Origin of the sequence: Lachnospira hominis (ex Hitch et al. 2025), assembly GCF_040096395.1 — a bacterium.
Classification (GTDB): Bacteria; Bacillota; Clostridia; order Lachnospirales; family Lachnospiraceae; genus Lachnospira; species Lachnospira hominis.
Genome location: NZ_JBBMES010000005.1, coordinates 25305 through 48111, shown reverse-complemented (window position 1 = coordinate 48111; position 22807 = coordinate 25305). Strand labels below are relative to the sequence as shown.

Below are 22807 nucleotides of genomic sequence, written 5' to 3'. Positions count from 1 at the left end.
GAGACCCCCATGAGCAAACAGAAAATAACCGCCCTGTATGAGCGTTTGAGCCGTGACGATGAACTGCAAGGCGAGAGTAATTCCATATCCAATCAGAAAAAATTATTGGAGGAATACGCCGCACAGCAAGGCTTTACAAACTGTGTCCACTTTACGGACGATGGAATAAGCGGGACTTGTTTCGATAGACCCGGCTTTCTTGATATGATGCGGCAAGTCGAAGCCGGAAATGTGGACTATCTGTGCATTAAGGACATGAGCCGTCTGGGGCGTGATTATCTCAAAGTCGGTCAGATTATGGAGATTTTACGCCAGAGAGGTGTCCGTCTCATTGCCATCAATGACGGTGTGGACAGTGCCAGAGGAGACGATGATTTTACCCCTTTTCGCAATATCATGAACGAATACTACGCCAGAGACACAAGCCGCAAAATCAAGTCCACTTTCAAGACCAAAGGCATGACAGGCAAGCATCTGACAGGGACGGTCATTTATGGTTATCTCTGGAATGAGACGAGAGACCAATGGATTGTTGATGAATACGCCGCCGAGGTTGTCAAGCGTATTTTTGCTATGACGATTGACGGCTACGGACCGTATCAGATTGCAAAGAAGCTGTCCGAGGACAAGATACTCATTCCCTCTGCCTACCTTGCACAGCATAACGAGGGCGTGAACAAAAACAAGACTTTCAAGGATGTGTACGGTTGGGGTTCTTCCACTATCGTCAATCTGTTGGACAAGCGTGAATATCTCGGTCATACCGTCAATTTCAAGACCCGAAAGCACTTTAAGGACAAGAAAAGCCATTATGTCCCGGAGGACGAATGGACGATTTTCGAGAATACCCACGAAGCCATTATCAGCCAAGAGACTTTCGACCTTGCACAGAAAATCCGAAGCAAGGTCAGACGATACCCCGATGGATGGGGCGAAGCTGCTCCCCTCACAGGCTTGCTCTACTGTGCCGATTGCGGCGGCAAGATGTATGTCCACCGCACTAACAACGGCAAGCGTATCTCTCAATACACTTGCTCACAGTACACAAAAGTCCCTTGTGGAACGCTCTGCAAGACACAGCACCGTATCAATGAAGATGTGGTACTTTCCCTTGTCTCCGATATGCTCCGAGCCATAGCCGAGTATGCAAAGCATGAGCGAGCCGAGTTTGTCCGAGTGGTACAAGAAGCACAGTCCAGTCAGCAGACAAGCGAGGTCAAGAAGCAACGCACAAGGCTTGCTACGGCAAAACAGCGTGTTTCAGAACTGGAAGTTTTGCTCTGTAAAATTTATGAGGACAATGTATTGGGCAAGCTCCCCGATGCCAGATATGCCGTTCTGGATGCACAGTACGCAAAGGAACAGGCGGCACTTACCGCCGAGATTGCAACACTTGAAAAGGCTGTCGGAGATTATGAGAAGCATGAGAAATCCGCAGACCGCTTTATCGCTCTGATTGACAAGTATCAGAACTTCGACAAGCTGACAAATACCATGCTCAATGAGTTTGTCGATAAAATCCTTGTCCATGAGCGAGCCAGAAAAGGCAGTCGAGAGACTACGCAAGAGGTTGAAATCTTCTTTAACTTTGTCGGGCGTTTCGTCCCTCCGGCATTTGCCGAAGTGGAGCTTACACCGGAAGAATTAGAGGAAATCCGCAAGCGTGAGGAACGCAAGGACAAACTTCATCAGAACTACTTGAAGCGTAAAGCCAGCGGTGCCCAGAAGCGTTATGAGGACAAAATCAAGGCGGCAAAGAAAGCCGAGATGGACGAAAAGAAAAATGCCATTCGAGCCGAGGATATTGCAAGGGGCGTATTTATCCCTGTCAGCAATCTTCCGAAGCGAGAACCACAGAAAGGAGCTATCACAGCATGAACGAACTGAAAGCGAGAATCCATGAAAACGGCATTGACTATGTCCTTGTGGGAGATTACTATGTGCCGGATTTGAAGCTGCCGGAGGAAAAGCGACCTATCGGGCATTGGGGCAGACTTCACAAAGCCTATTTGCAGAACTACCGCCCCACCGTTTACAACGAGCTTGTTTTGTCCTGTCGGCTTCATTCCGTCCTTGCGGATCTGAACGAACAGGCAAATGACCGCTTCTCTCTGATTATGGAGCAGATGGCAAGAGCCGAGGGCGTGACAGAGCAAATGAAAGCGGAAAATCAGATGTTGTGGGTGCAGTCTATGAACTCTATCCGCAACCGAGCCGAGGAAATTGTCAAGCATGAAATGATTTACTGCCATTATAGCGGAGGGGGTGATTAAATGATTATGGAAGCGATTTTCGGCGGCGATATGTACCCATTGGAGAACATTGTACCGCAACAGGACGGCTACAAGGCAGAGGTCAAAGCCATTGCCGACCTTATGGACGAACTGGCGAACAGGTTTTCAAAAGCTGACTTTTCCAAAGTGGAGGAGCTTCATCAGCGAATGACGATTATTCAGCAGTACGAAAGCACCGAGCATTTTAAGTGCGGACTGTCCACAGGATTGCTACTTATGAAAGAAGCCTATGAATATCCACTCAATCCCAAAGAGGATTAAAAAAACAAGGTCTGAACCCGACAATTTAATACCGTAATTCAAGCGGCAAGTGTTTCGTTCTTCGTGAAATGCTTGTTGCTTTTATTAACCTTAAATCTTAATCTTTCAAGGAGGAACCCACTATGAATATGAACATCAATGAAAAGAAAGCTCTTTATGCTTTTGGCTGTCCGAATCGAGAAGCGACCGTTCAACGCTTGCGTCTTGTGGCTGCACTTGCTCCCGACCCTGCGGCTAAGAAGCTGTTTTTCGCTCTGGCAGTCAAGTTGAATGACAAGGACTGTGACCGTTGGTATCGCTGTTTCTTCTACAACATGAGGGTGGAAATGGAACGCTTTGCTCACCACAAGTATGTGCCGGACAGCTATCCTGTTCCGATTATGGAGGGGCTTTATGAGTAAGCTGACGAAGTATGAGAAAGAAACAATCGTCCTGTTTAATGAAGCAGACGAAGAAGCTCATATCCAGACTTACAATGCCGGACTTCGGAAACGCCTTGAAGCGTTCAGCAAGAAGTACCCCGACCTCTGCCGTTTGGATATGAGTATGGGGCAAGGCGGTGTGTCCTATTGGATTGACAAGTCCAGATTGTCTATCCGCTTTCAGCCGCCCATGAGCGAGGAACGCAGACGAAAAGCAAGCGAATTGGCGAAGCAAAACGGTTTTAACGGTCAGAACGGATAATGTAGCTTTTCGGGTCTGTTTGCGGTCAAAATGTCGGGTCTGTACCCGATGTTTTGACTGTTACATATCGTCAAGGTATAAAGTCCTTACCTACCCAAAAAAGGAAAAGTATGCGTTATGGAGCTAATATGAACTACGAATTTACCGCAAGAGTGTTGATTTATTCACACTTGCGTGATATAATAATAGAATATGTAAGCACAAGGAGGGTAAGCTATGGCGGTAACATATAAAAAGTTGTTTCATTTAATGATTGACAAGGGTATGAGCAATGCGGAATTGATGGAACAGGCAGGTTTTAGTGCCAACATCATAACCCGATTGAAACGAGATAATTACCTTTCCCTTGACACCATCGAAAAGATATGCAACACACTCCATTGCGGAGTTGATGATATTCTTGAATTTATACCTAACGAAAAAGGCAATGATGCCAGAAATCCTTTCAGCAAGGAGAATACATGATGAGTAAATTATTATTAGTGGAGGATGACCAAAGTATCGTATCCTCATTATCGGACTATTTAGGAAATGAAGGGTTCAAAATCGAAAGTGCTTCCGGGCAAAAAGAAGCAATAGAAAAATTGGATAACGACCAATACGATATAGCCTTGGTGGATATTCAATTATCAAATGGAAATGGCTTTTCTGTTTGTTCTGCAATTAAAGAAAGAGGAACTATGCCGGTTATTTTCTTAACGGCGTCTGATGATGAATATAGTGTTGTGGCAGGACTGGACATGGGAGCTGACGATTATATCAGTAAACCATTTAGACCAAGGGAGCTTCTTTCAAGGATCAACAGCGTATTAAGGAGAACTAAGAACACGCAAAACATTATCAGCTACCATGACTTAGTTGTGGACACAAATCAAGCAACCGTGGTAAAAAACGGAACAGAGATTTTATTGTCTGCTATGGAATATAAGTTGCTGTTAGTCTTTTTGCGTAACAAAGGTATTGTCCTTTCTCGCAGAAGATTGTTGGAGCTTTTATGGGACACTACCGGAGAGTTTATCAATGATAATACGCTGACTGTTTACATGAAAAGGCTGCGTGACAAAATTGAAACAAATCCACAGGAGCCGGAAATCATAATTACCGTTCGTGGGCTTGGCTATAAGGTGGGTTGATATGGACTTTATCAGAAATAAAGAAGTTAAAAGGCAGATTGTTGTCAGCAGTATTCTTATTCTATTTTGGGGCGGCATTGGCATTATCGTTGATAGCAAAGCTGTGTGGATTGTTCTGTCGGCTATCATTTCATCAAGTGCAGTTTCCCTCTTTTTTACATATCAGAGATACAAGAAAATTGCTGATTTTAGTTTGCATATTGATAGGCTGCTGCATGGAGATGAAACGATTTCTTTTGGGCAGTTTCAAGAAGGCGAATTATCTGTTTTACATGATGAAATATCTAAGATGACAAGACGACTTATTGAACAGGCAGAAGCTCTGAAAATGGAGAAAGGTAATTTGGCGAATGCTTTAGCCGATATTTCACATCAATTAAAAACACCTTTGACATCGCTGAATATCCTAAATGCTTCTCTGTGTAATGAGGAACTGACTGACGAAGAAAGGTATGAGCTGATCCGCAAACAGACTATGCTCTTATCAAGAATGGAGTGGCTGATAGCCACACTTCTGAAAATATCCAAGCTGGATGCAGGAACGATTACTCTAAAGCCACAGGAGATATACTTAAAAGATGTGGTAGAAAAAGCAATTCGTCCTCTGGAGATTGCGGCAGAATTAAAAATGCAGACAATAACGCAAGTGATTCCGGCAGAACTGAAACTTGCTCTTGATGCTGATTGGACTGCTGAAGCCTTGGGGAATGTAATTAAAAACTGTATCGAACATTCACCAGAGAGCAGCAGTATTGAAATCAAGGCAATAGAAAGACCTCTTTTGACACAGATCATTATAGCGGATAATGGAGCAGGTTTTCGGAAAAAGGATATACCGCATCTATTTGACCGATTTTATCAAGGAAGTGGCTCTACAATCGGTAATGCCGGTTTGGGGTTGGCTCTGGCAAAAACAATCATCGTCAATCAGGGCGGCGTCATCCAGGCGAAAAACCGGAAGTCAGGCGGTGCAGAATTTGAAATCTGCTTTTATCGGGGGACTGCTTAATGCAGCCCCTTTTTAAGTGACATTTTTGTAATGAAAAAGTAATGAAGCAGTCACTTGGCTTTGCTATACTGAATTGCAAAAATATATGGAGGAACTTTTTATGGAAATATTAAGAGTAGAGAATATCTGCAAAACCTATGAAATGGACAATGCTCCTGTCCATGCTTTGTCAGATGTTTCTTTTTCCGTCGATAAAGGAGAGTTTGTTGCAATCATTGGAGCATCTGGGTCTGGCAAGTCTACCCTGTTGCACATTTTAGGTGGTGTTGACAGACCAACTTCGGGAAAAGTATTTGTGGATGGACAGGATGTTTATGAGCAAAACGAAGATGAATTGGCTGTATTCAGAAGAAGGCAGGTTGGGCTTGTCTATCAGTTTTATAATCTGATCCCGGTTTTGACTGTCGAGGAAAATATCACGCTGCCGATTCGATTGGATGGGCGTAAAATCAATAAGGAGCGTTTGAAAGAACTGCTATCCACGCTCAAACTGGTAAAGCGTAGAAAGCACCTGCCAAGTCAGTTATCCGGCGGTCAACAACAAAGAGTGGCAATCGGACGAGCGTTGATTAACGCACCTGCGATTATCCTTGCGGACGAGCCGACGGGAAATCTGGACACGGAGAACACAAGGGATATTATGAAACTTCTGCGTGAATCCAATGAAGTCTATCGCCAGACAATGATCCTGATTACCCATGACCGTGAAATCGCAATGCAGGCAGACCGTATTCTGGAAATTCAGGATGGCAGACTTGTGAGGGATGAGGTGATACGCTGATGAATATGATTTTCACGCTTACACTCAGGAATCTGCTGTCGAATAAAAAGCGTACCCTACTCACACTTTTAACCATTCTTTTGTCAATCAGTATGATAACCGCTATTCTCTGTGGGGGATGGTCGTTGGTTGATTTTTTGAAAGAGAAAGAAAAAGTGTATGGTGGCGATTATGACTACTACATGGAGGATTTGACTTGGGAGCAGGTTCAAGAGCTATATAGTCAAAACAATGTAGGCGAGGTTTCGCTTCTCCGCTTTGCCGGAAACAGTTTTTACGGGGAGAAATCCAACAGTACAATGCTCTCCGTTGGCGAGATTGACGAGAACTTTACCCAAAGATTTTCGTTAAATCAGTATTTGCTTGCGGGGCGTTTCCCGCAAGATGAAAATGAGCTTGTTATTTCAGAATCTTTTTTGAAGAAAAACAATATGAACACAGAGATTGGAGATACGATTTCTTTAACCCTTGGTTCAAGAATTTGGGATGAATATAATGCCCAGCTTTCCGGGCTGACAAATTATAGGGGCGAAGAAGAAAGTTTCGTTCCAACGAAAGAGAAAGCGTATGTAGTTGTTGGTATTCTGTCAGATGTGAATGACTCAAAAATCGCAGCAAACTATAATGCCTTTGCAGGCGTTGACAAAACGGCATCCGATTTTGCTGCGTATGTCAAGGCAAAGAATTTATCCAATTCGATCTATACAGAAGCCGAAGAAGTGGCTGCGGCAGTAGACAGTCATGTAGCAAAGTTTCATTCTGAACTGTTAGTCTATCATGGAATTACCGGCGGCAAAGGAGCTGCCAAACTGATTGCTTTGGTAGTCATGGTCATTTGCCTTTTGATGGCTGCATCCGCTTCAATGATCAGCAACGCCCTCTCCATTTCCTTGCAGGAACGAATTAAGCAGATGGGAATGTTATCCAGTATTGGAGCCACAAAAGGGCAAAAACGCCTTAGTGTATATTTAGAAGCCTTTCTTTTGGGTGTGGTAAGCATACCTTTGGGATTGGTTGTCGGCATACTGCTGTCTGCTCTGTTGTTAAGTGTGGTCAGGGCAGCTTTTGGAGAAACATTCACTTTTGGCATTGTAGAACTGTCCTTAAAGGTAAACGGACTTATCCTACTCGTCAGCGGATTATCCGGCATTGCTTCTTTGTACTTCGGAAGCAGAAAGCCTGTGAAGCAAGCTGCTAAAATTACAGTTATTGAAGCTATCCGCCAGTCTAACAATGCGGTATCAAAAAAGAAATTCCGTGATGGAAAAATCGTTTCTTTGGTTTTTGGCATTTATGGTTCGCTGGCAGCTAAAAATATTAAGCGTAATCCAAAACGCTTCCGAGCAATTACTGGCTCTATTTTCTTGTCGGTGGTAATTGCCCTTTCCTTATACAGTTTGTCTGATTTTATGCTTTATCAGACATCCTTGGACATGAAGGAGGACGGTTCCTGTTATACTGATGTGATTTCGACGATTCAATACAAAGATATTCCTACCGCAATCGGGGCATTATCGGATGAAAATATCACTGCGGATGTTTCCTATTCTTTTCAGCGATATATGACTGCTGAATTTTCGCAGGAACAAATCAATCCTGATATGCAGGGATATTTTATCAATGGTACGAAAGCAGAGGTATATGTCGTAGGACTGGACGAAGAACATTTTACTTCCTTTTGTGAGGAAAATGGCTTTCATATTATGACTGGCAGCTCCAATCGTGGAATCCTGCTCAATCAGACAATGGGATATTATAATGCGGGTCAAAATCGAGTGATTGCAGGCTCCCCGTTTCTTATTGAACCGGGAACTGAAATCATTCCGTTGGGGGCATCCGAGGATGCCTTGCCGATTATCGTGGAAGAAATCGTTTCAGAAGAAAATGCAAATATCCAATCCATGTTTGTGAGAGATCGAGCTGTCCTCATTGTGCCTTTAAGTTATTTTAACTGGCTGATAGATGATAACGCCTATGTGGAAATGAGAATACAGACAGCACAGCATAAAGAAGCAATGGACTGTCTGGCTGACAGAGGATTTCCGCAAACTGTGGACATTGCAGCCGCAACGAATAATTCCAGACAGGTATATACGATTGCAAAACTGGTAATCTGCCTGTTCTCGATCCTGATGACGGTTATTATCAGTTTGAATGTTTGCAACACTATCTCAAATACAATTCATTTGAGAAGAAGCGAATTTGCTGTTCTGCGTTCTGTTGGTATGACTGCCAAAGGATTGAAATGTACGCTATTGCTTGAAGCTGTTTTGTACGGCGTAAAAGCATTGGTTCTTGCGTTGCCTGTGAGCTTTTTGATTCATTGTGCCATCTACTACTTCATATCGTCGGGTATGACACCATTTGCTTTTTATATCAACGGTGGTATTTATGCTCTTGCAGTTCTGGCGGTCGGTGCTATGGTATGTATCGCTATGCTGTTTGCTGTCAGAAGCGTATCAAAGGTGGAAATTGTAGAGGAACTGAAATTGAGCAATATGTAATCATTCAATCTAACAAAGCAACTGAAACGGAGGTAATAGAAATTGCGTAAAAAGAAACTGGTAAAGAGAGTTGCAGGCATTGCTTTGACTGTTGGTGTAGTTATACTTGCCATTGTATGTGTCGGTAAAGTAAATCGCATTCAGAACGAAAAAGATATTATTGGCACATGGAAGGATACAAATGCGGAGGAGGTATTTACCTTTCAAGAGAACGGGGAACTTGCTGTGAGTAAAGATATGCCCGATTCGGGTCTGTCCTGCGGTAACGCATCTTATGGTTTTTCTTACTCGGATATAATCTGCGTGACACAGGGAGATAGTAGTGTAGAATTTGAGATAGAAGTAGATCATGACGAATTGACAATCTTCTTTATGGGGCAAGAATACTTAGCGTTAGAAAGGTAATGGTAGAAACTCTCTTGTTTCGTAAAAACTGAATAGAATGAACAAACCAAAGGCGACTAACCGTAAAAAGTTGGTCGCTTTTGCTTTGCTCATTTGCAAAGCGGATGTGTCGGAAACGGCATATCCGAAAAGTGGAGAAATCCGATTTGACGAAATTGGACTTCTCCATTTTTTTGTGAAAGTCTCCGATGGAGAGTTTCGCAAAAACCGATGGACTGCAAATGTCGGCAGCTGACGATGTGAAGCAGTTTATCGGGCAGGAGTACAGAGGGCGGCAAGCCCTTTGTGCATGGGTACAGGGAATGCAATATCCCTGTGCAGGTCAAGGGCGGCAGCCTTGCCCAGTTAAGTGGCGTTTCGCCACTTAGTACTGGGTATTACTTGTCGCAAAATTGCAGCAAGGATGGCAGCTTCGCTGCCCCTTTCCCCTGCGGGGAAAATCTGAACGGAGGTTAGAAATGGTTTGAAATTAACAAGACACAACGGTCGCTCCGGCAAGCATGGCACTTACAACCCGAAGCACAATGACCGCACTTTTGATGTGAGCAACAGCGAACACATTGACGAAGAACGAGCCAAGCACAATGTCTATTGGGACTGCTTCAACGGCTATCGCACCTTTGCAGAGAAGCAAGTCCAGAGCGAGCTTGCAGACACTTTCGAGGAAGTGGAGGAACTGTTCTACTCCGCAAAATACGGTGCTTATGTCGAAGCACAGAACGCCAGAAACGATAAGAACAGGCACTCGGAACGCAACCGCACCACAACGGATTTGCTTAAAGACAAAAGGACTTGCCCGGAGGAAACCATCTATCAGATCGGAAAGATGGGCGACCATGTTTCGCCTGATGTTCTGCTGAAAGTCGTGACGGATTTCTTCGTGGAGATGGAACGGCGTTTCGGCTCTCATGTTCACATTCTGGATTGGGCATTACATCTGGATGAAGCGACACCGCACATTCAAGAACGCCATGTATTCGACTGTGAAAACCGCTACGGCGAGATTTGCCCACAACAGGAAAAGGCACTTGAAGCATTAGGCTTTGAACTGCCAGACCCCACCAAGAAGCAAGGCAGACACAACAACCGAAAAATGACTTTCGATTCTGCCTGTCGTGCCATGCTCTTTGATATTGCAAAAAGGCATGGTCTGCATTTGGAGCAAGAGCCGGAATATGGAGGGCGAGCCTATCTTGAAAAACAGGACTTCATTCTTGCCAAACAAAAAGAGCAGTTGGAGGTACAGGAGCAGAGATTAGAGGAACTGACTTTGAAAATCGAGGATGTGGAAACGCTGATTGATGATGTTGCCGATATTGCCTATGACAAGGCGGTGGAGGTCGTGACAGATACAGTCAGAGTGGAAACCCACAAGGAGGACATTCGGCTGATTGAGGAAACAAAGACATGGCTTCAATCGCCGGAACGCAAAGCACCGAAGAAAGAGCGTGACTATGCAATCAGCCGTTTGGATGGCGTGATTGGCAAAATCAAAAATGCCATGCAGTCTGCATTGCAGAAAATCCAGTCCAGACTTCTTTCGCCGGAGGTCAAGAAAACGAGCAAAGAGCAGATTAAGGAAAAGGTCAAGCCCTCCATCCTTGCCAGACTTGAAAGAAACAAGGAACTGGCAAAACAGGAAAATGAAGCGAGACGGAGCGAACACCGTCCGCACAAAAAACAGAATATGGAGCTTTAAGGCACTTGCCATTTTCGATTTGAGAATGACAGGTGCTTTTTCCATTTTGGGAGGTTGATAATGAATGTATTTGAAGCAGTAAAGCAGTCGGTCACGACAAGGCAGGCGGCAGAGTTTTACGGCTTTCGTGTAAACCGAGCCGGAATGATAGCCTGTCCGTTTCACAATGACCGCACACCGAGCATGAAAGTGGATAAGCGTTTTCATTGTTTCGGCTGCGGTGCGGATGGGGATGCCGTTGACTTTGTTTCCCGACTGTTTGAATTGCCGAGCAAAGAAGCCGCTATGAAACTGGCTGACGATTTCGGTATCGCTTATGACCGAAACGGCAAGCCGTCCATCGTGGCAAAAATCCGAGAGCCTACCGCCAAACAGAAGTTTGAAGCGGAGGAAAAACGGTGCTTTCGTGTGCTGTCCGATTACTTCCACAAGCTCCGAGCGTGGGAAAAGGACTATGCACCGAAGCAGCCAGAGGACGAATGGCATCCGCTATTTACAGAAGCCTTGAACAAGAGAGATTATATTGAATATCTCCTTGATATTTTGATTGACGGAACACTTGAAGATAGAAAGGCACTTGTAGCCGAGCAAAGAAACGAGGTGATGAAACTTGAACGAAGATTTGCAGACAGCCGCCAGAGAGGAAATTCGAGACCGATTAGAACTGACACAGCAAGGTAAGCCTGCGAATACCGCCATGAATTACAAGACGGTATTTCAGAATGACCCTCTACTGAAAGGTGCTATCCGCAAAAATCTGTTGACGGAACGCACCGACATTGTAAAGCCGCTTGGTTGGTATCGTGAAAGCTCCACTCTGACCGATGTGGATATTAAATATCTGCTTCTCTACTTTGAAGAACACTACGGCTTGACGGTTGAGAAGAAAATCGAGGATGCCGCATTGGTTATTGCCAACGAAAACCGCTACCACCCTGTCTGCGATTTTCTGAACGGCTTGGAGTGGGACGGACAGGAACGCATACGCTTTTGTCTGCACCGCTTTCTTGGGTCGGATGCCGATGATTATACCTATGAAGCCTTGAAGCTGTTTCTGCTTGGGGCAATCAGCCGAGCCTTTAAGCCGGGGTGCAAGTTTGAAGTCATGCTATGCCTTGTCGGAGGGCAAGGAGCCGGAAAGTCCTCTTTCTTCCGTCTGCTTGCGGTCAAGGACGATTGGTTTACCGATGACCTTAAAAAGCTGGATGATGAAAATGTGTACCGCAAAATGCAAGGGCATTGGATAATCGAGATGTCGGAGATGATAGCCACAGCCAATGCAAAGAGTATTGAGGAAATCAAGTCCTTTTTGAGCAGACAGAAAGAGACCTACAAAGTCCCCTATGAGACACATCCGGCAGACCGCAAGCGACAATGCGTGTTTGGCGGTTCGTCAAATACTCTGGACTTCCTACCCCTTGACCGCACAGGCAACCGCCGTTTCGTGCCGGTCATGGTTTACCCCGAAAGAGCCGAGGTGCATATCCTCGACAATGAGGAAGAATCCAGAGCCTACATTCATCAGATGTGGGCAGAAGCAATGGCGATCTACCGAAGCAGAGACTTCAAGCTGCGGTTTAGCCCGACAATGAATGAGTATCTGAAAGCACATCAAAGGGAGTTTATGCCGGAGGACACCAAAGCCGGACAGATACTTGATTATCTGGACAGCTACACAGGCAATGCCGTCTGCTCCAAACAGCTTTACAGAGAAGCATTGGGGCATGAGTATGACGAGCCGAAGCAATGGGAACTGCGAGAGATAAACGACATTATGAACAATGTTGTCAAAGGTTGGAAGTCTTTCAGCAATCCGAGACACTTCCCGAAGCCGTATCTTCGTCAGAAAGGTTGGGAGCGTGAGTTGCCCGACAACGGAGAAGCTGACAACGGAGACGGAAGATTTATTCCTCTCTCCGATGCGGAGCTTGAACAGATGGAACTGCCGGAGGGATGGCGATAGAAAATTGCTATCCTGTTGTCAGCTTGTTGCCGAGCCGGTTGTCAATCCCGTTGTCGGGCAAAATCCGAAAAAGCCTTGTCAAGACTGGACTTTTCTCTCTCTGACAACCTTGACAACCAAGATTTCAAAGAAAAAGTAAATAGTAAGCAATAAGAGCCGCCCGATAAGATAAAAGGTTTTTGAATGTCCGTTGTCAGGACTTCGTTGTCAGCCTTTCCTTGTCGGGCATTTTTCATTCACAGGAGGTATTGAATGACAGAAAACAGAAACACAGCAGCACAGACCACCACCCAGCACACCGCACCCACCGTCAGAAAGCAGATAAACGGCACGACCTATATCGTCCGTGTCCACTTCAACGAGAACGCCAGAGAGACAATGGAGGACAAAATCAAGCGTCTGCTTCGCAACGAGATTCAGCAAAATGTAACTTGTTTGTGAATTTGATGAAAAAGTCCTTGACTTTTCGTCTCTGGAAAGACAGCAAAATCAATTCTGATTAGCTGTGGTGCGAGGTTGGCACCATTTGATATTAAGGAACTGCGTGACCTGACTTCTTATGATGAACTGGAGCTTGATACTCTGGGAGAGAAAAAGACAGCATTGTTTGTCATTATCTCGGATACCGATGCAACATTCAATTTCATTGTAAGTATCATGTATTCACAGTTATTCAATCTGCTTTGTGACAAGGCAGATGATGTATATAATGGGAGACTGCCGATTCACGTCCGGTGTTTACTGGACGAGTTTGCGAACATTGGGCAGATTCCGCAGTTTGAGAAGCTGATTGCTACCATTCGTAGCCGGGAAATATCAGCTTCTATTATTTTGCAGTCAAAGTCACAGCTAAAGGCTCTGTACCGGGATAACGCTTCCACGATTGAAGGAAACTGCGACACAACCCTGTTTCTGGGAGGAAAAGAGAAAGATACTCTGAAAGATCTGGCAGAAATCCTTGGAAAAGAAACGATTGACCTTTATAATACCTCGGATACGAGAGGTACGAGCCAGTCCTACGGTCTGAACTATCAAAAGACCGGAAAAGAGTTAATGAGTCAGGACGAGATTGCGGTCATGGATGGCAGTAAGTGTATCATGCAGCTTAGAGGTGTAAGACCATTTTTCTCAGATAAGTTTGATATAACGAAGCATAAGCAGTACCCGTTGTTATCCGATTATGACAAAAAGAATGAATTTGACATTGAAAAATACGTCAAAAACCGGAATAAACTGCGTTTTAAGCAGAATGATATGGTGGATGAGGTATGCGATGTCGGAGAAATTGCTGAGTAACTTCTGGTCACAATGTCCAGAAGTGACCTTACAACTAAATATTGGAACTATTGTTATGGGAGTTTTTCTGAAAAATCATAAATCAGAACAGCTCCCTTTTTTCATTTAATTTTCAAGAAAAAGGAGACAAACGAATGAGCTTTTTTACAACATCAGTAACAGGACTTAAAACAGTAGTAACCGCAATCGGAGCAGGTGTAGGCGTGTGGGGAGTTATCAATCTTCTCGAAGGATATGGAAACGATAATCCCGGTGCAAAATCACAGGGCATCAAGCAGCTTATGAGTGGCGGTGGTATCATCATTGTGGCACAGACGGTAATTCCACAGCTTACCACTCTGTTCTCATAATTCATGGGCGGGATCATTGATAAGATTACTGAATTCATAAAGGAACTGTTGCAGGGGTGGGTTCTGACCAACTTTGAAACCATGTTTACCGATGTCAATGACAAAGTAGGCACGATTGCAGGGGAGGTCAGCAAAACTCCAAGCACATGGAACTCCGGTATTTTTGATATGATAAAAACCTTGTCCGACAATGTGATGATTCCCATAGCGGGAATGATCATCAGTTTTGTACTCGTCTATGAGCTTATTTCCATGGTCATTGACAAAAATAACCTGCATGACTTCAATACAGCCATTTTTATCCGCTTTTTTATGAAAGCGTGTATTGCAGTCATGCTTCTTAGCAAGACTTTTGACATTGTAATGGCGGTATTTGATGTGGGAAGCCATATCGTAAATTCTGCCGCATCAGCGATTACCGGAAGCACCAGTATTGATGTGGCAAGTACGCTGCAGACGATGTTCAATGAGCAGTTTTCGGAAATGAGCATAGGAGAGCTGTTGGGACTGGGAATGGAGACCATGATCGTCAGTTTATGTATGAAAATCATGTCAGTCCTTATCACCGTCATTCTTTATGGGCGAATGATTGAAATATATCTTTATGTATCAGTAGCACCAGTTCCCTGTGCAACCGTAACCAACCGGGAATGGGGAACGATAGGAACGAATTATTTTAAGGGGCTTTGTGCTCTAGCATTTCAGGGATTTTTTATGATGGTATGCGTTGCAATCTATGCAGTGCTTGTGGCTGGTGTGGCAGTATCCGACAACCTGCATACGGCACTCTGGTCGGTGGCAGCATATACCGTTATTTTATGCTTTTCACTCTTTAAGACTGGTTCATTATCGAAATCTATCTGGAATGCGCACTAAGGGAGGAACGATATGGCAATATCCGTGCAGGTACCGAAGGATTTGTCCGGTATCAAGACAAAAGTGGCACTGAACTTAACAAAGAGACAGATCATCTGTTTCAGCGGTGCGGCAGTAGCCGGGATACCCTTGTATTTTTTAACCAAGGGACTGATCGGAACATCAGCCGCATCACTTCTTATGATGGGAGCAATGCTTCCATTCTTCTTTTTTGCAATGTATGAGAAAAACGGATTTCCGGCAGAGAAGATTTTGTATTTTATGCTCCGGCAGAAGATACTCACACCGGGCATAAGACCATACCGGTCAGAGAACTTATACAAGCAGTTGGAAGAAAAAGAAAAATTACGAAGGGAGGTTCGTTATCTTGAAGAAAAAGCAAAAGGCAGAACCGGAAAGCCGCAGAAAAAGCAGTTATCAGGGCAATAGCAGGAATAACAGCAAAAGCGGTGGACTTACCTTTTCAGAGAAGAAGCGTCTTATACAGTTGAAACATATTTTATCGGGAAAGAGCAATGAGAAAGAAAAGCCGACTACCGCACAAAAGACGATTACTTTTGAAAAGATGTTCCGTGACGGTATCTGTCAGGTCAGCCACCGTTATTATACAAAGATGGTGGAATTTTTTGATATAAACTATTCGCTTCTGGAAGTGGACGAGCAGGCGGACATACTGGCACAGTACAGCAAGCTCATCAATTATTTTGATCCGTCTGTGAGGTTTGAACTGGTGCTTTTCAACAGGCAGGTCAACGAACAGATGCTTACAGAACAGTTTGACATTCCGTGGCAGGAGGATGATTTTAACGACATTCGTGAAGAATATACGGAGATGTTAAAGAAACAGGCGGCAAAGGGGAATAACGGTATTATCAAGTCAAAATATCTGATTTTTGGTGTGGAGAGCAACGGCTATAAGGAAGCAAAGAGCCGCCTTAACAACATCGAAAAAGATGTCATACGGAACTTAAACAACATAGGAACCCTTGCGAGGGGACTGGACGGAAAGGAAAGACTGCGCATCCTGCATGAATATTTTAACCAGGATACCATGGAGCCTTTCCGTTTTTCATTTAAGGACTTGGCAGAATCCGGCAAGTCGGTCAAGGACTATATTGCACCGCCGGGATTTGATTTCCGCAATCCGAACCGCTTTAAGTCGGGAAATATGTATGGCTGTGTGTCCTATCTGGATATTATCGCACCGAACTTTACGGACGAGCTGATCAAGCAGCTTCTTGATATTGATGCCAACCTTACGATTTCCATGCACATGCAGACGGAAGATCCGGTAAAGGCGATCAAGAAGTTAAAAGCGGTCATTTCCAATATCCAGAAAATGAAGATTGAGGAGCAGAAAAAAGCAGTCCGAAGCGGCTACGATATGGATATTTTACCGACTGACATTGTGACCTATGAAAAGGATACGCTGGAATTTCTGGATGACCTGAATACGAGCAACCAGAAGATGATCAATATGACATTCCTTATTACCTGTTATGGAAGAACAAGGAGGGAACTGGAGAGCCTGATGCAGAGGGTGTCCGGCATCATACAGCAGGCAAACTGTGACCTGCGCTGTTTACAGTATTTGCAGGAGCAGGGACTTATGGCATCTGCGCCGATTGGCTGTAATGAAACGGGGATAGAACGTACCCTTGCCACGAAGAGTACCGCAATCTTAGTACCATTCTGCACGCAAGAGCTGTTCATGCCAGCTCCGGCAATCTATTACGGCTTAAATGCACTCAGCAATAACATGATCATGGCAGACAGGAAAAGGCTTCGTACACCAAACGGAGTCATACTTGGTACACCGGGAAGCGGAAAGAGTTTCAGCGCAAAGCGTGAGATTTTAAGCTGCTTCCTTATCACGAAGGACGATATTATCATCTGCGATCCGGAGGGCGAGTATTTTGCACTTGTAGCGGCACTGCATGGACAGGTGGTAAAACTTGCCACCAATTCCAAAGACTATCTGAACCCTATGGATATTCAGTTGAGCCATAAGGGGGATAAAGAAGCCTTAAAGCTGAAATCCGATTTTATCATTACGCTGTGTGACCTGATCGCAGGTGGCAAGGACGGTCTGGAGAATGATGAAAAAGGTATCATTGACGAGTGTATCCGTCATATTTACGATAAGTATTTTGAAAATCCGGTGCCGGAAAATATGCCGATACTGGAAGATTTATATAATGCGCTCCTAAAACATAAGAACCCGAAGGCAGAACGTATCGCCAACAGCCTTGTACTGTATGTGCATGGTTCCCAGAATTATTTTAACCACCATACCAACGTGGACAGCGGCAATCGTATCATGTGCTTTGACATCAGAGATTTGGGAAACCAGTTGAAAGAGCTGGGTATGTTAATCGTGCAGGATGCGGTTTGGAACAGGGTATCGCAGAACAGGGAGCGAAAGATTGCTACCCGTTATTACTGTGATGAGTTCCACCTTCTTCTGAAGGAGAAGCAGACAGCTATTTATTCCGTGGAAATCTGGAAGCGTTTCAGAAAATGGGGCGGTATTCCGACAGGTTTGACGCAGAACGTGGGCGATTTTCTTCGTTCTGAGGAGATTGAAGGTATTTTGGGTAACAGCGATTTTGTGTATCTGTTAAATCAGAATGCCAAAGATCAGGCAATTCTCGCTGATAAGCTGGGACTTTCTGATAAGCAGCTTTCCTATGTCACCAACTCCGAGCCGGGAAGTGGTCTGATACTGTTTGACAATGTGGTAATTCCATTTGTAGACAAATATCCGACAGACACCAAGACTTACAGAATTATGAATACCAAGCCGGAGGAATCGGTGCAGAAGGAGGACGCAGTATAAAATGGCAGAAAAAAGACAGAAGAAGCAGGCGGCAAAGGCATTTGAAAAAGAGACATTTTCCAAAGATAAGGAAGTGACTGGAGTAAAACATATAGAACACAGGCAGGACAACACCTTTTCTGTGGAAAACCAGTTTAGTGCCAGCGAGAAGCCTGTGAGCAATCTGCCAAGGGATGCGAACCATGGCAGTCGTACAGGAAAAGCAACTTCTGGTCACAGCGTCCAGAAGTCAGAGTTTAATACTGGGACAGAATACAGGAAAAATAATAAGAAAAAATATTACCGACAGCAACAACAGGACACTTCTGGTCACAATGTCCAGAAGTCGGAAGCCGAAGAGGAAAAGACATTCTTAAAGGAAAACAGCTTTATCAATGAGGAAAACGGTAATGCTACAAATTTCCATACAGAGGACGCAGACAGTTTTCAGGACAATTACCACGTTAGAAATACCTACCAACGGTCTGAGGAAAAAGGAAAATATCACAAAAGGCGTGTGCAGAGAGAACATGCACACAGAGAGCGTGCAAAGTCAGAAAATGCAAAGCAGTCCGATTATGGAGATCTTCAGACAAAGGACGCCACATTTTCGCAGGGGCAGGCGGACGAATTTACAGACCAAAAAGTACAGAAGGCTTTTGATAAGTCGGAAAAGAACCGCCGAAAGTTGCAGAAAGCAAAGGACAAGATGCCGACAAAGCGGCAGTATGAGATGAAGCGTGTCTTTGATGAACAGACCGGAAAAGCAAAGTATGTTGTGGTTCCGGTGGATGTGGAGAAGCCATTTAAACCGGATGGACTGGGAAAAACTGCGGTTCACAAGCTCCAGACCGAAAATATGTATTTTGTGCATCGCAAGATTGCAGAGACAGAAAAGGATAATTCTGCTGTGGAGGGCGCACACAAGACGGAACAGCGAGCCGAGGATATTTACCACTATATGAAGTATCACCGCAAGAGCAAGGCACAGAGAAAGCGTGACCGCTTAGAGCGATTGCACAAAAAACAGGTTACAGCGGATATGAAGCTGGAGTATGAGAAATTCATCAGTGAAAATCCACATCTAAAGGGCAACAGTCCAAAGAAGCAGTTGCAAAGGCAGCTACAGAAACAGCGCATCAAGCGTGAGTATGCCAAGGCAAGGCGGGTAAGAGCAGAAGCCAAGACTGCAAAGGAAACATTTACAAAGACAGCCAATGCTGCAACCGGGATTGCAAAGAAGTTACAGGAAATTGCCACGAAAAATAAAACACTGATTATCACAGTGGGTATTTTTGCACTTCTGCTCATTATGATCATGTCGGCACTATCAAGCTGCGGTTCCATGTTTACCGGAACTGTGACAACAACGATGGCAAGCACATATCTTAGCCTTCCGGCAGAGATTGATGCAGCAGATTTATCTTTTACAGAAAAGGAAATGGAGCTGCAAAATAAGATTGACCGGATTGAAACTGATTATCCGGGATATGATGAATACGATTATAACCTTGGTGCAATCGGGCATGATCCGTACACACTGATCAGTTATCTTTCCGCAGTCCATACGGAATTTACTGCCGCAGGAATAGAGAGTGAGATTCAGGAATTATTTGATGCCATGTATTCACTCACTACCGAGGAAGTAGAGGAAACACGGACAAGGACAGTCACAAAGACCGGAACCAGAATAGTAACAAATCCGGACGGGACTACCCGTACCGAGGAATACGAGTATGAGGAGGAAGAAGAATATACCGTAACAATTCTTCGTGTCACACTTATGGTCACACCGCTTGAGAGCATTGTAGCCGGACGCATGGACAGCGAACAGACGGAAATTTTTGGAGCCTATACGGAGACAAAAGGCGGCTTACAGGTCTTTGCTTCTCCGGTTGATTATTACTGGTATTACTATATCAGCAGTTATTATGGCTACCGGAAAAATCCAAACACCGGAGCCGAGGAGCTTCACAGGGGTGTGGATATAGCGGTGCCGACAGGAACGTTTGTATATGCGGCACATGATGGAACGGTAACAGAAGCAACTTACGATTCCTATTATGGAAATTATGTGGTGATTACGGACAGTAAGGGATATACCACAAAATATGCCCACATGGACAGCTTAAATGTGTCCGCAGGGCAGAGTGTAAAAAAAGGTGACAATATAGGCAAAAGCGGAAATACAGGAAGCAGTACCGGAAGCCACCTTCATATCGAATGTCTGTATAACGGGGAATATTATAACCCGTTATTTTATTTTGAAGCAGGAGAACAGACCATTTATGGAGAAACAACGGGCGGCACCGGAGGAGGAACCAGCAATGTGATACCGCCGGAATCCTATGATGATGCAACCGTACAGACGCTTATGCGTGAAGCAAACAGGTATCTGGGAATGCCATATACTTTTGGCGGCACAGCTCCGGCTAGTTTTGACTGTTCCGGTTTTGTATGCTGGGTATTTTCAAACAGTGGCGTACATAACCTGCCAAGAACCACAGCACAGGGCATTTATGACCAGTGTACTCCGGTATCAGCGGCAGATGCAAAGGCAGGGGACATTATATTTTTTACAGGAACCTATAATGCAGGACGTCCGGTTACACACGTTGGTATCTACTGTGGAAACGGTACGATGGTGCATTGCGGTGATCCAATTCAGTACACATCAATCAATACTTCTTACTGGCAGAGCCATTTCTATGGTTTTGGAAGATTGAATTAGCGAAGGGAGGAATTATTTTTGTCAGTAGAACGAATCAATTCACAGCTTAAAAAGGTCAGAGAGCAGATAGCACAGCTACAGGCAAAGGAAAAAGACCTTGCAGAACAGAAACAGATGGCGGAGGATGCCGAAGCCATGAAGATCATACGAAAATATAAAATCTCATCGGAGCGTTTGCAGATGTTAAACAAGCTCAGTGAGGATGAAGTCAGAAATTTATTACAGAAACGGGAACAGGAAAAGGAGGTTTCAATCAATGAAAAACAGGAAATTATCGGCTAGGGCGGTAGTGTCCCTTATGCTGTCGGCAATACTTTTTTGTATGCCGATTGGGGCATTTTTTGCCAACAGGACAAATACGATAGAGGTTCATGCGGAGGATACTGCCGAGCAGAAAACGGAAAGTGCAAGTGACGCAGAAAATACAGTTACACCCGGCAATGGCAGGGAAGAAAATTCAGGAACAGATACCGGAGAGGGAAAGACGGAAAATTCCACAGAAGGCACAACAGAAGATTCGTCTGAAGAAACACAGCCTGCCGCAAAATGCACCTGCAAAGAAAAGTGCAGCCAGTATGCGGTGGATGAAGATTGTGAGGTGTGTGCAAAGAACTATAAGGAATGTACCTATATCAATCCGAGCGTAAAAATCACAATCAATACACCTTCTGGGTGGCATAACGATACCACTAAGGTGATAGTCAAAGTAGAAGATACGATAGTTTCCGGTAATTTTACCGTTCAGACAGTAAAGGCGAAAGTCGGGCAGAATGGAAGCTGGACAGATATTACCGAGGATATGTACATAGAGATTTCCGAGAACAGCACCATTTATGTGCAGGTCACAGACCAGAAGGGCAAGACCTACGAGAAAAACCGTTATATCAAGTGTTTTGATTTTACCAAGCCTACCTTAAATGCGGCAGTCAGCGACGGTCTTTTGAGCATTCAGGCACATGATACGGATTCCGGTATCAGGGCAATCTATGTCAATGGCTATGAGTTTACAGAGCATACGAATGGAGCCTTGAATATCCGTCTGCAACAGTTCGATGCAGGGTATCAGTATTTCACGCTTTCTGCCATGGATAATGCAGGAAATACCTCTGAAATCTATAAAACAGCCAATCCGTATTACACCGATCCGGAGAATAAGGACAGCAATGAAAAAGATCCGGCACAGCAGCTCCCAGTGGATGCGTCGGCAACCAAACCTAGCTCTGCAACCGCACAGGTTACAGACCATACCAAGACAGACAGCAATGGAAATACTGTTTCCCAGACAGGCAGTGGAACAAATTCAAGCAGTTCCGCAACAGCAAAGCAATCTCCAAGTACGGGAGATACTTCCAAGGATGCAGACCAGAGCAGTGACAGTCAGACTTCTGAAAAAGGCAAGGAATTTTACACAATCCAGACTGCATCAGAAAAGGTATTTTATCTTGTGATTGATCGTGATGGGGAAGATGAAAAGGTGTATTTCCTTACAGAAGTCAGTGAAAACGACCTGCTGAATACCACAACGGATAACAGCGAGACACTTCCGAAAAATTCAGCGGCATTGGAATCTGCAATCCCTACCAAAGACAGCGCATTATCAAACAATAATGCTGATACCACAGGAGAGAAAACACAGGGAGCAGAAAGTGTTGAGGACAGCACCGAAGATAGCACGGAAGATACAAGTGAGCCGAAAGAGGATACCGCAAAAGCAGATGGTTCCGGCTTTACATATATTTTAATAGGCATTGCTGCGGTAGCTGTGATCGGAGTGGTATATGTTGTGAAGTCTAAGAAGAAAAAGGAAAACTTCATTGATGAGGATGAAGATGAGGACGAGCTTGACGAGGACTATGATTATGAGGACGAGGACGAAGCCGAGCAGGATTCAGACGAAGCATTCTTAAATGGTGGCGATGATACGGAATCAGAGGACACAGGCGAGAATGACAGTGAAGATAACAGTGACAACGATAATGATGAAGAAAACGGGGAGGAATAGA

Annotated in this window: 22 protein-coding genes and 1 pseudogene; all 23 read left to right on the top strand. The window is 44.5% G+C overall.

Features of this window, described 5'->3' with window-relative positions:
• Positions 1-9 precede the first annotated feature (9 nt).
• The 23 genes and pseudogenes from WMO38_RS06305 to WMO38_RS06195 all read left to right on the top strand — a co-directional run bounded on the left by WMO38_RS06305 (position 10) and on the right by WMO38_RS06195 (position 22806).
• Positions 10-1878 (top strand): recombinase family protein, encoded by a 1869-nt coding sequence (locus WMO38_RS06305; RefSeq protein WP_055163286.1) that lies wholly within the window; start codon positions 10-12, stop codon positions 1876-1878.
• Positions 1875-2273, top strand: coding sequence for a TnpV protein (locus tag WMO38_RS06300; RefSeq protein ID WP_055163287.1), 399 nt, complete (start codon positions 1875-1877; stop codon positions 2271-2273). The genes WMO38_RS06305 and WMO38_RS06300 overlap by 4 nt, the downstream gene beginning before the upstream one ends.
• A complete protein-coding gene (locus WMO38_RS06295) occupies positions 2274-2555 on the top strand; it encodes a DUF6809 family protein (RefSeq protein ID WP_055163288.1) in 282 nt (93 codons plus the stop codon). It abuts the gene before it with no gap.
• A 122-nt stretch (positions 2556-2677) separates the two neighbouring features.
• A complete protein-coding gene (locus WMO38_RS06290) occupies positions 2678-2956 on the top strand; it encodes a hypothetical protein (RefSeq protein WP_070101529.1) in 279 nt (92 codons plus the stop codon).
• The gene (locus tag WMO38_RS06285; RefSeq protein ID WP_055163289.1) at positions 2949-3239 is read left to right on the top strand and encodes a hypothetical protein; all 291 of its coding nucleotides are present in this window, start codon (positions 2949-2951) and stop codon (positions 3237-3239) included. The genes WMO38_RS06290 and WMO38_RS06285 overlap by 8 nt, the downstream gene beginning before the upstream one ends.
• A 216-nt stretch (positions 3240-3455) precedes the next feature.
• Positions 3456-3704, top strand: a complete 249-nt coding sequence (locus tag WMO38_RS06280) for a helix-turn-helix domain-containing protein (RefSeq protein ID WP_055163290.1) — start codon at positions 3456-3458, stop codon at positions 3702-3704.
• Complete coding sequence (locus tag WMO38_RS06275; RefSeq protein ID WP_055163291.1) at positions 3704-4372, top strand: response regulator transcription factor; 669 nt, start codon at positions 3704-3706, stop codon at positions 4370-4372. Before WMO38_RS06280 ends, WMO38_RS06275 begins: the two co-directional genes overlap by 1 nt.
• 1 nt (position 4373) lies before the next feature.
• Positions 4374-5381 carry a sensor histidine kinase gene (locus tag WMO38_RS06270; protein WP_055163292.1) on the top strand — a complete coding sequence of 336 codons (1008 nt, stop codon included), beginning with the start codon at positions 4374-4376 and terminating at the stop codon, positions 5379-5381.
• Between the two features lie 100 nt (positions 5382-5481).
• On the top strand, positions 5482-6162 hold the full coding sequence (locus WMO38_RS06265; protein ID WP_055163293.1) for an ABC transporter ATP-binding protein: 681 nt from the start codon (positions 5482-5484) through the stop codon (positions 6160-6162).
• Complete coding sequence (locus WMO38_RS06260) at positions 6162-8666, top strand: ABC transporter permease (RefSeq protein WP_055163294.1); 2505 nt, start codon at positions 6162-6164, stop codon at positions 8664-8666. Before WMO38_RS06265 ends, WMO38_RS06260 begins: the two co-directional genes overlap by 1 nt.
• Positions 8667-8708: 42 nt before the next feature.
• A complete protein-coding gene (locus WMO38_RS06255; RefSeq protein WP_055163295.1) occupies positions 8709-9071 on the top strand; it encodes a hypothetical protein in 363 nt (120 codons plus the stop codon).
• Between the two features lie 463 nt (positions 9072-9534).
• Entirely contained in the window at positions 9535-10770 is a 1236-nt protein-coding gene (locus WMO38_RS06250) for a plasmid recombination protein (RefSeq protein ID WP_055163297.1), read from the top strand.
• Between the two features lie 60 nt (positions 10771-10830).
• Positions 10831-11451, top strand: a complete 621-nt coding sequence (locus tag WMO38_RS06245) for a CHC2 zinc finger domain-containing protein (RefSeq protein ID WP_055163298.1) — start codon at positions 10831-10833, stop codon at positions 11449-11451.
• 16 nt (positions 11452-11467) lie between these two features.
• A complete protein-coding gene (locus WMO38_RS06240; RefSeq protein WP_227589489.1) occupies positions 11468-12733 on the top strand; it encodes a virulence-associated E family protein in 1266 nt (421 codons plus the stop codon).
• 252 nt (positions 12734-12985) lie between these two features.
• A complete protein-coding gene (locus tag WMO38_RS06235) occupies positions 12986-13174 on the top strand; it encodes a transposon-encoded TnpW family protein (RefSeq protein WP_055163299.1) in 189 nt (62 codons plus the stop codon).
• 30 nt (positions 13175-13204) lie between these two features.
• Positions 13205-14029: pseudogene (locus WMO38_RS06230) on the top strand (VirD4-like conjugal transfer protein, CD1115 family); the annotation flags it as partial.
• A 134-nt stretch (positions 14030-14163) separates the two neighbouring features.
• Positions 14164-14379 (top strand): Maff2 family mobile element protein, encoded by a 216-nt coding sequence (locus tag WMO38_RS06225; RefSeq protein ID WP_178803090.1) that lies wholly within the window; start codon positions 14164-14166, stop codon positions 14377-14379.
• Between the two features lie 3 nt (positions 14380-14382).
• Positions 14383-15255, top strand: a complete 873-nt coding sequence (locus tag WMO38_RS06220) for a VirB6/TrbL-like conjugal transfer protein, CD1112 family (protein WP_147619525.1) — start codon at positions 14383-14385, stop codon at positions 15253-15255.
• Positions 15256-15267: 12 nt separating this feature from the next.
• Positions 15268-15684 (top strand): PrgI family protein, encoded by a 417-nt coding sequence (locus WMO38_RS06215; protein ID WP_227700716.1) that lies wholly within the window; start codon positions 15268-15270, stop codon positions 15682-15684.
• Positions 15623-18094 (top strand): VirB4-like conjugal transfer ATPase, CD1110 family, encoded by a 2472-nt coding sequence (locus WMO38_RS06210; protein ID WP_349161909.1) that lies wholly within the window; start codon positions 15623-15625, stop codon positions 18092-18094. The genes WMO38_RS06215 and WMO38_RS06210 overlap by 62 nt, the downstream gene beginning before the upstream one ends.
• Position 18095: 1 nt before the next feature.
• Positions 18096-20804, top strand: a complete 2709-nt coding sequence (locus WMO38_RS06205) for a CD1108 family mobile element protein (RefSeq protein WP_349161908.1) — start codon at positions 18096-18098, stop codon at positions 20802-20804.
• 18 nt (positions 20805-20822) lie between these two features.
• On the top strand, positions 20823-21086 hold the full coding sequence (locus tag WMO38_RS06200; protein WP_055264214.1) for a DUF4315 family protein: 264 nt from the start codon (positions 20823-20825) through the stop codon (positions 21084-21086).
• On the top strand, positions 21061-22806 hold the full coding sequence (locus WMO38_RS06195) for a CD1107 family mobile element protein (RefSeq protein ID WP_349161907.1): 1746 nt from the start codon (positions 21061-21063) through the stop codon (positions 22804-22806). Before WMO38_RS06200 ends, WMO38_RS06195 begins: the two co-directional genes overlap by 26 nt.
• Position 22807 lies beyond the last annotated feature (1 nt).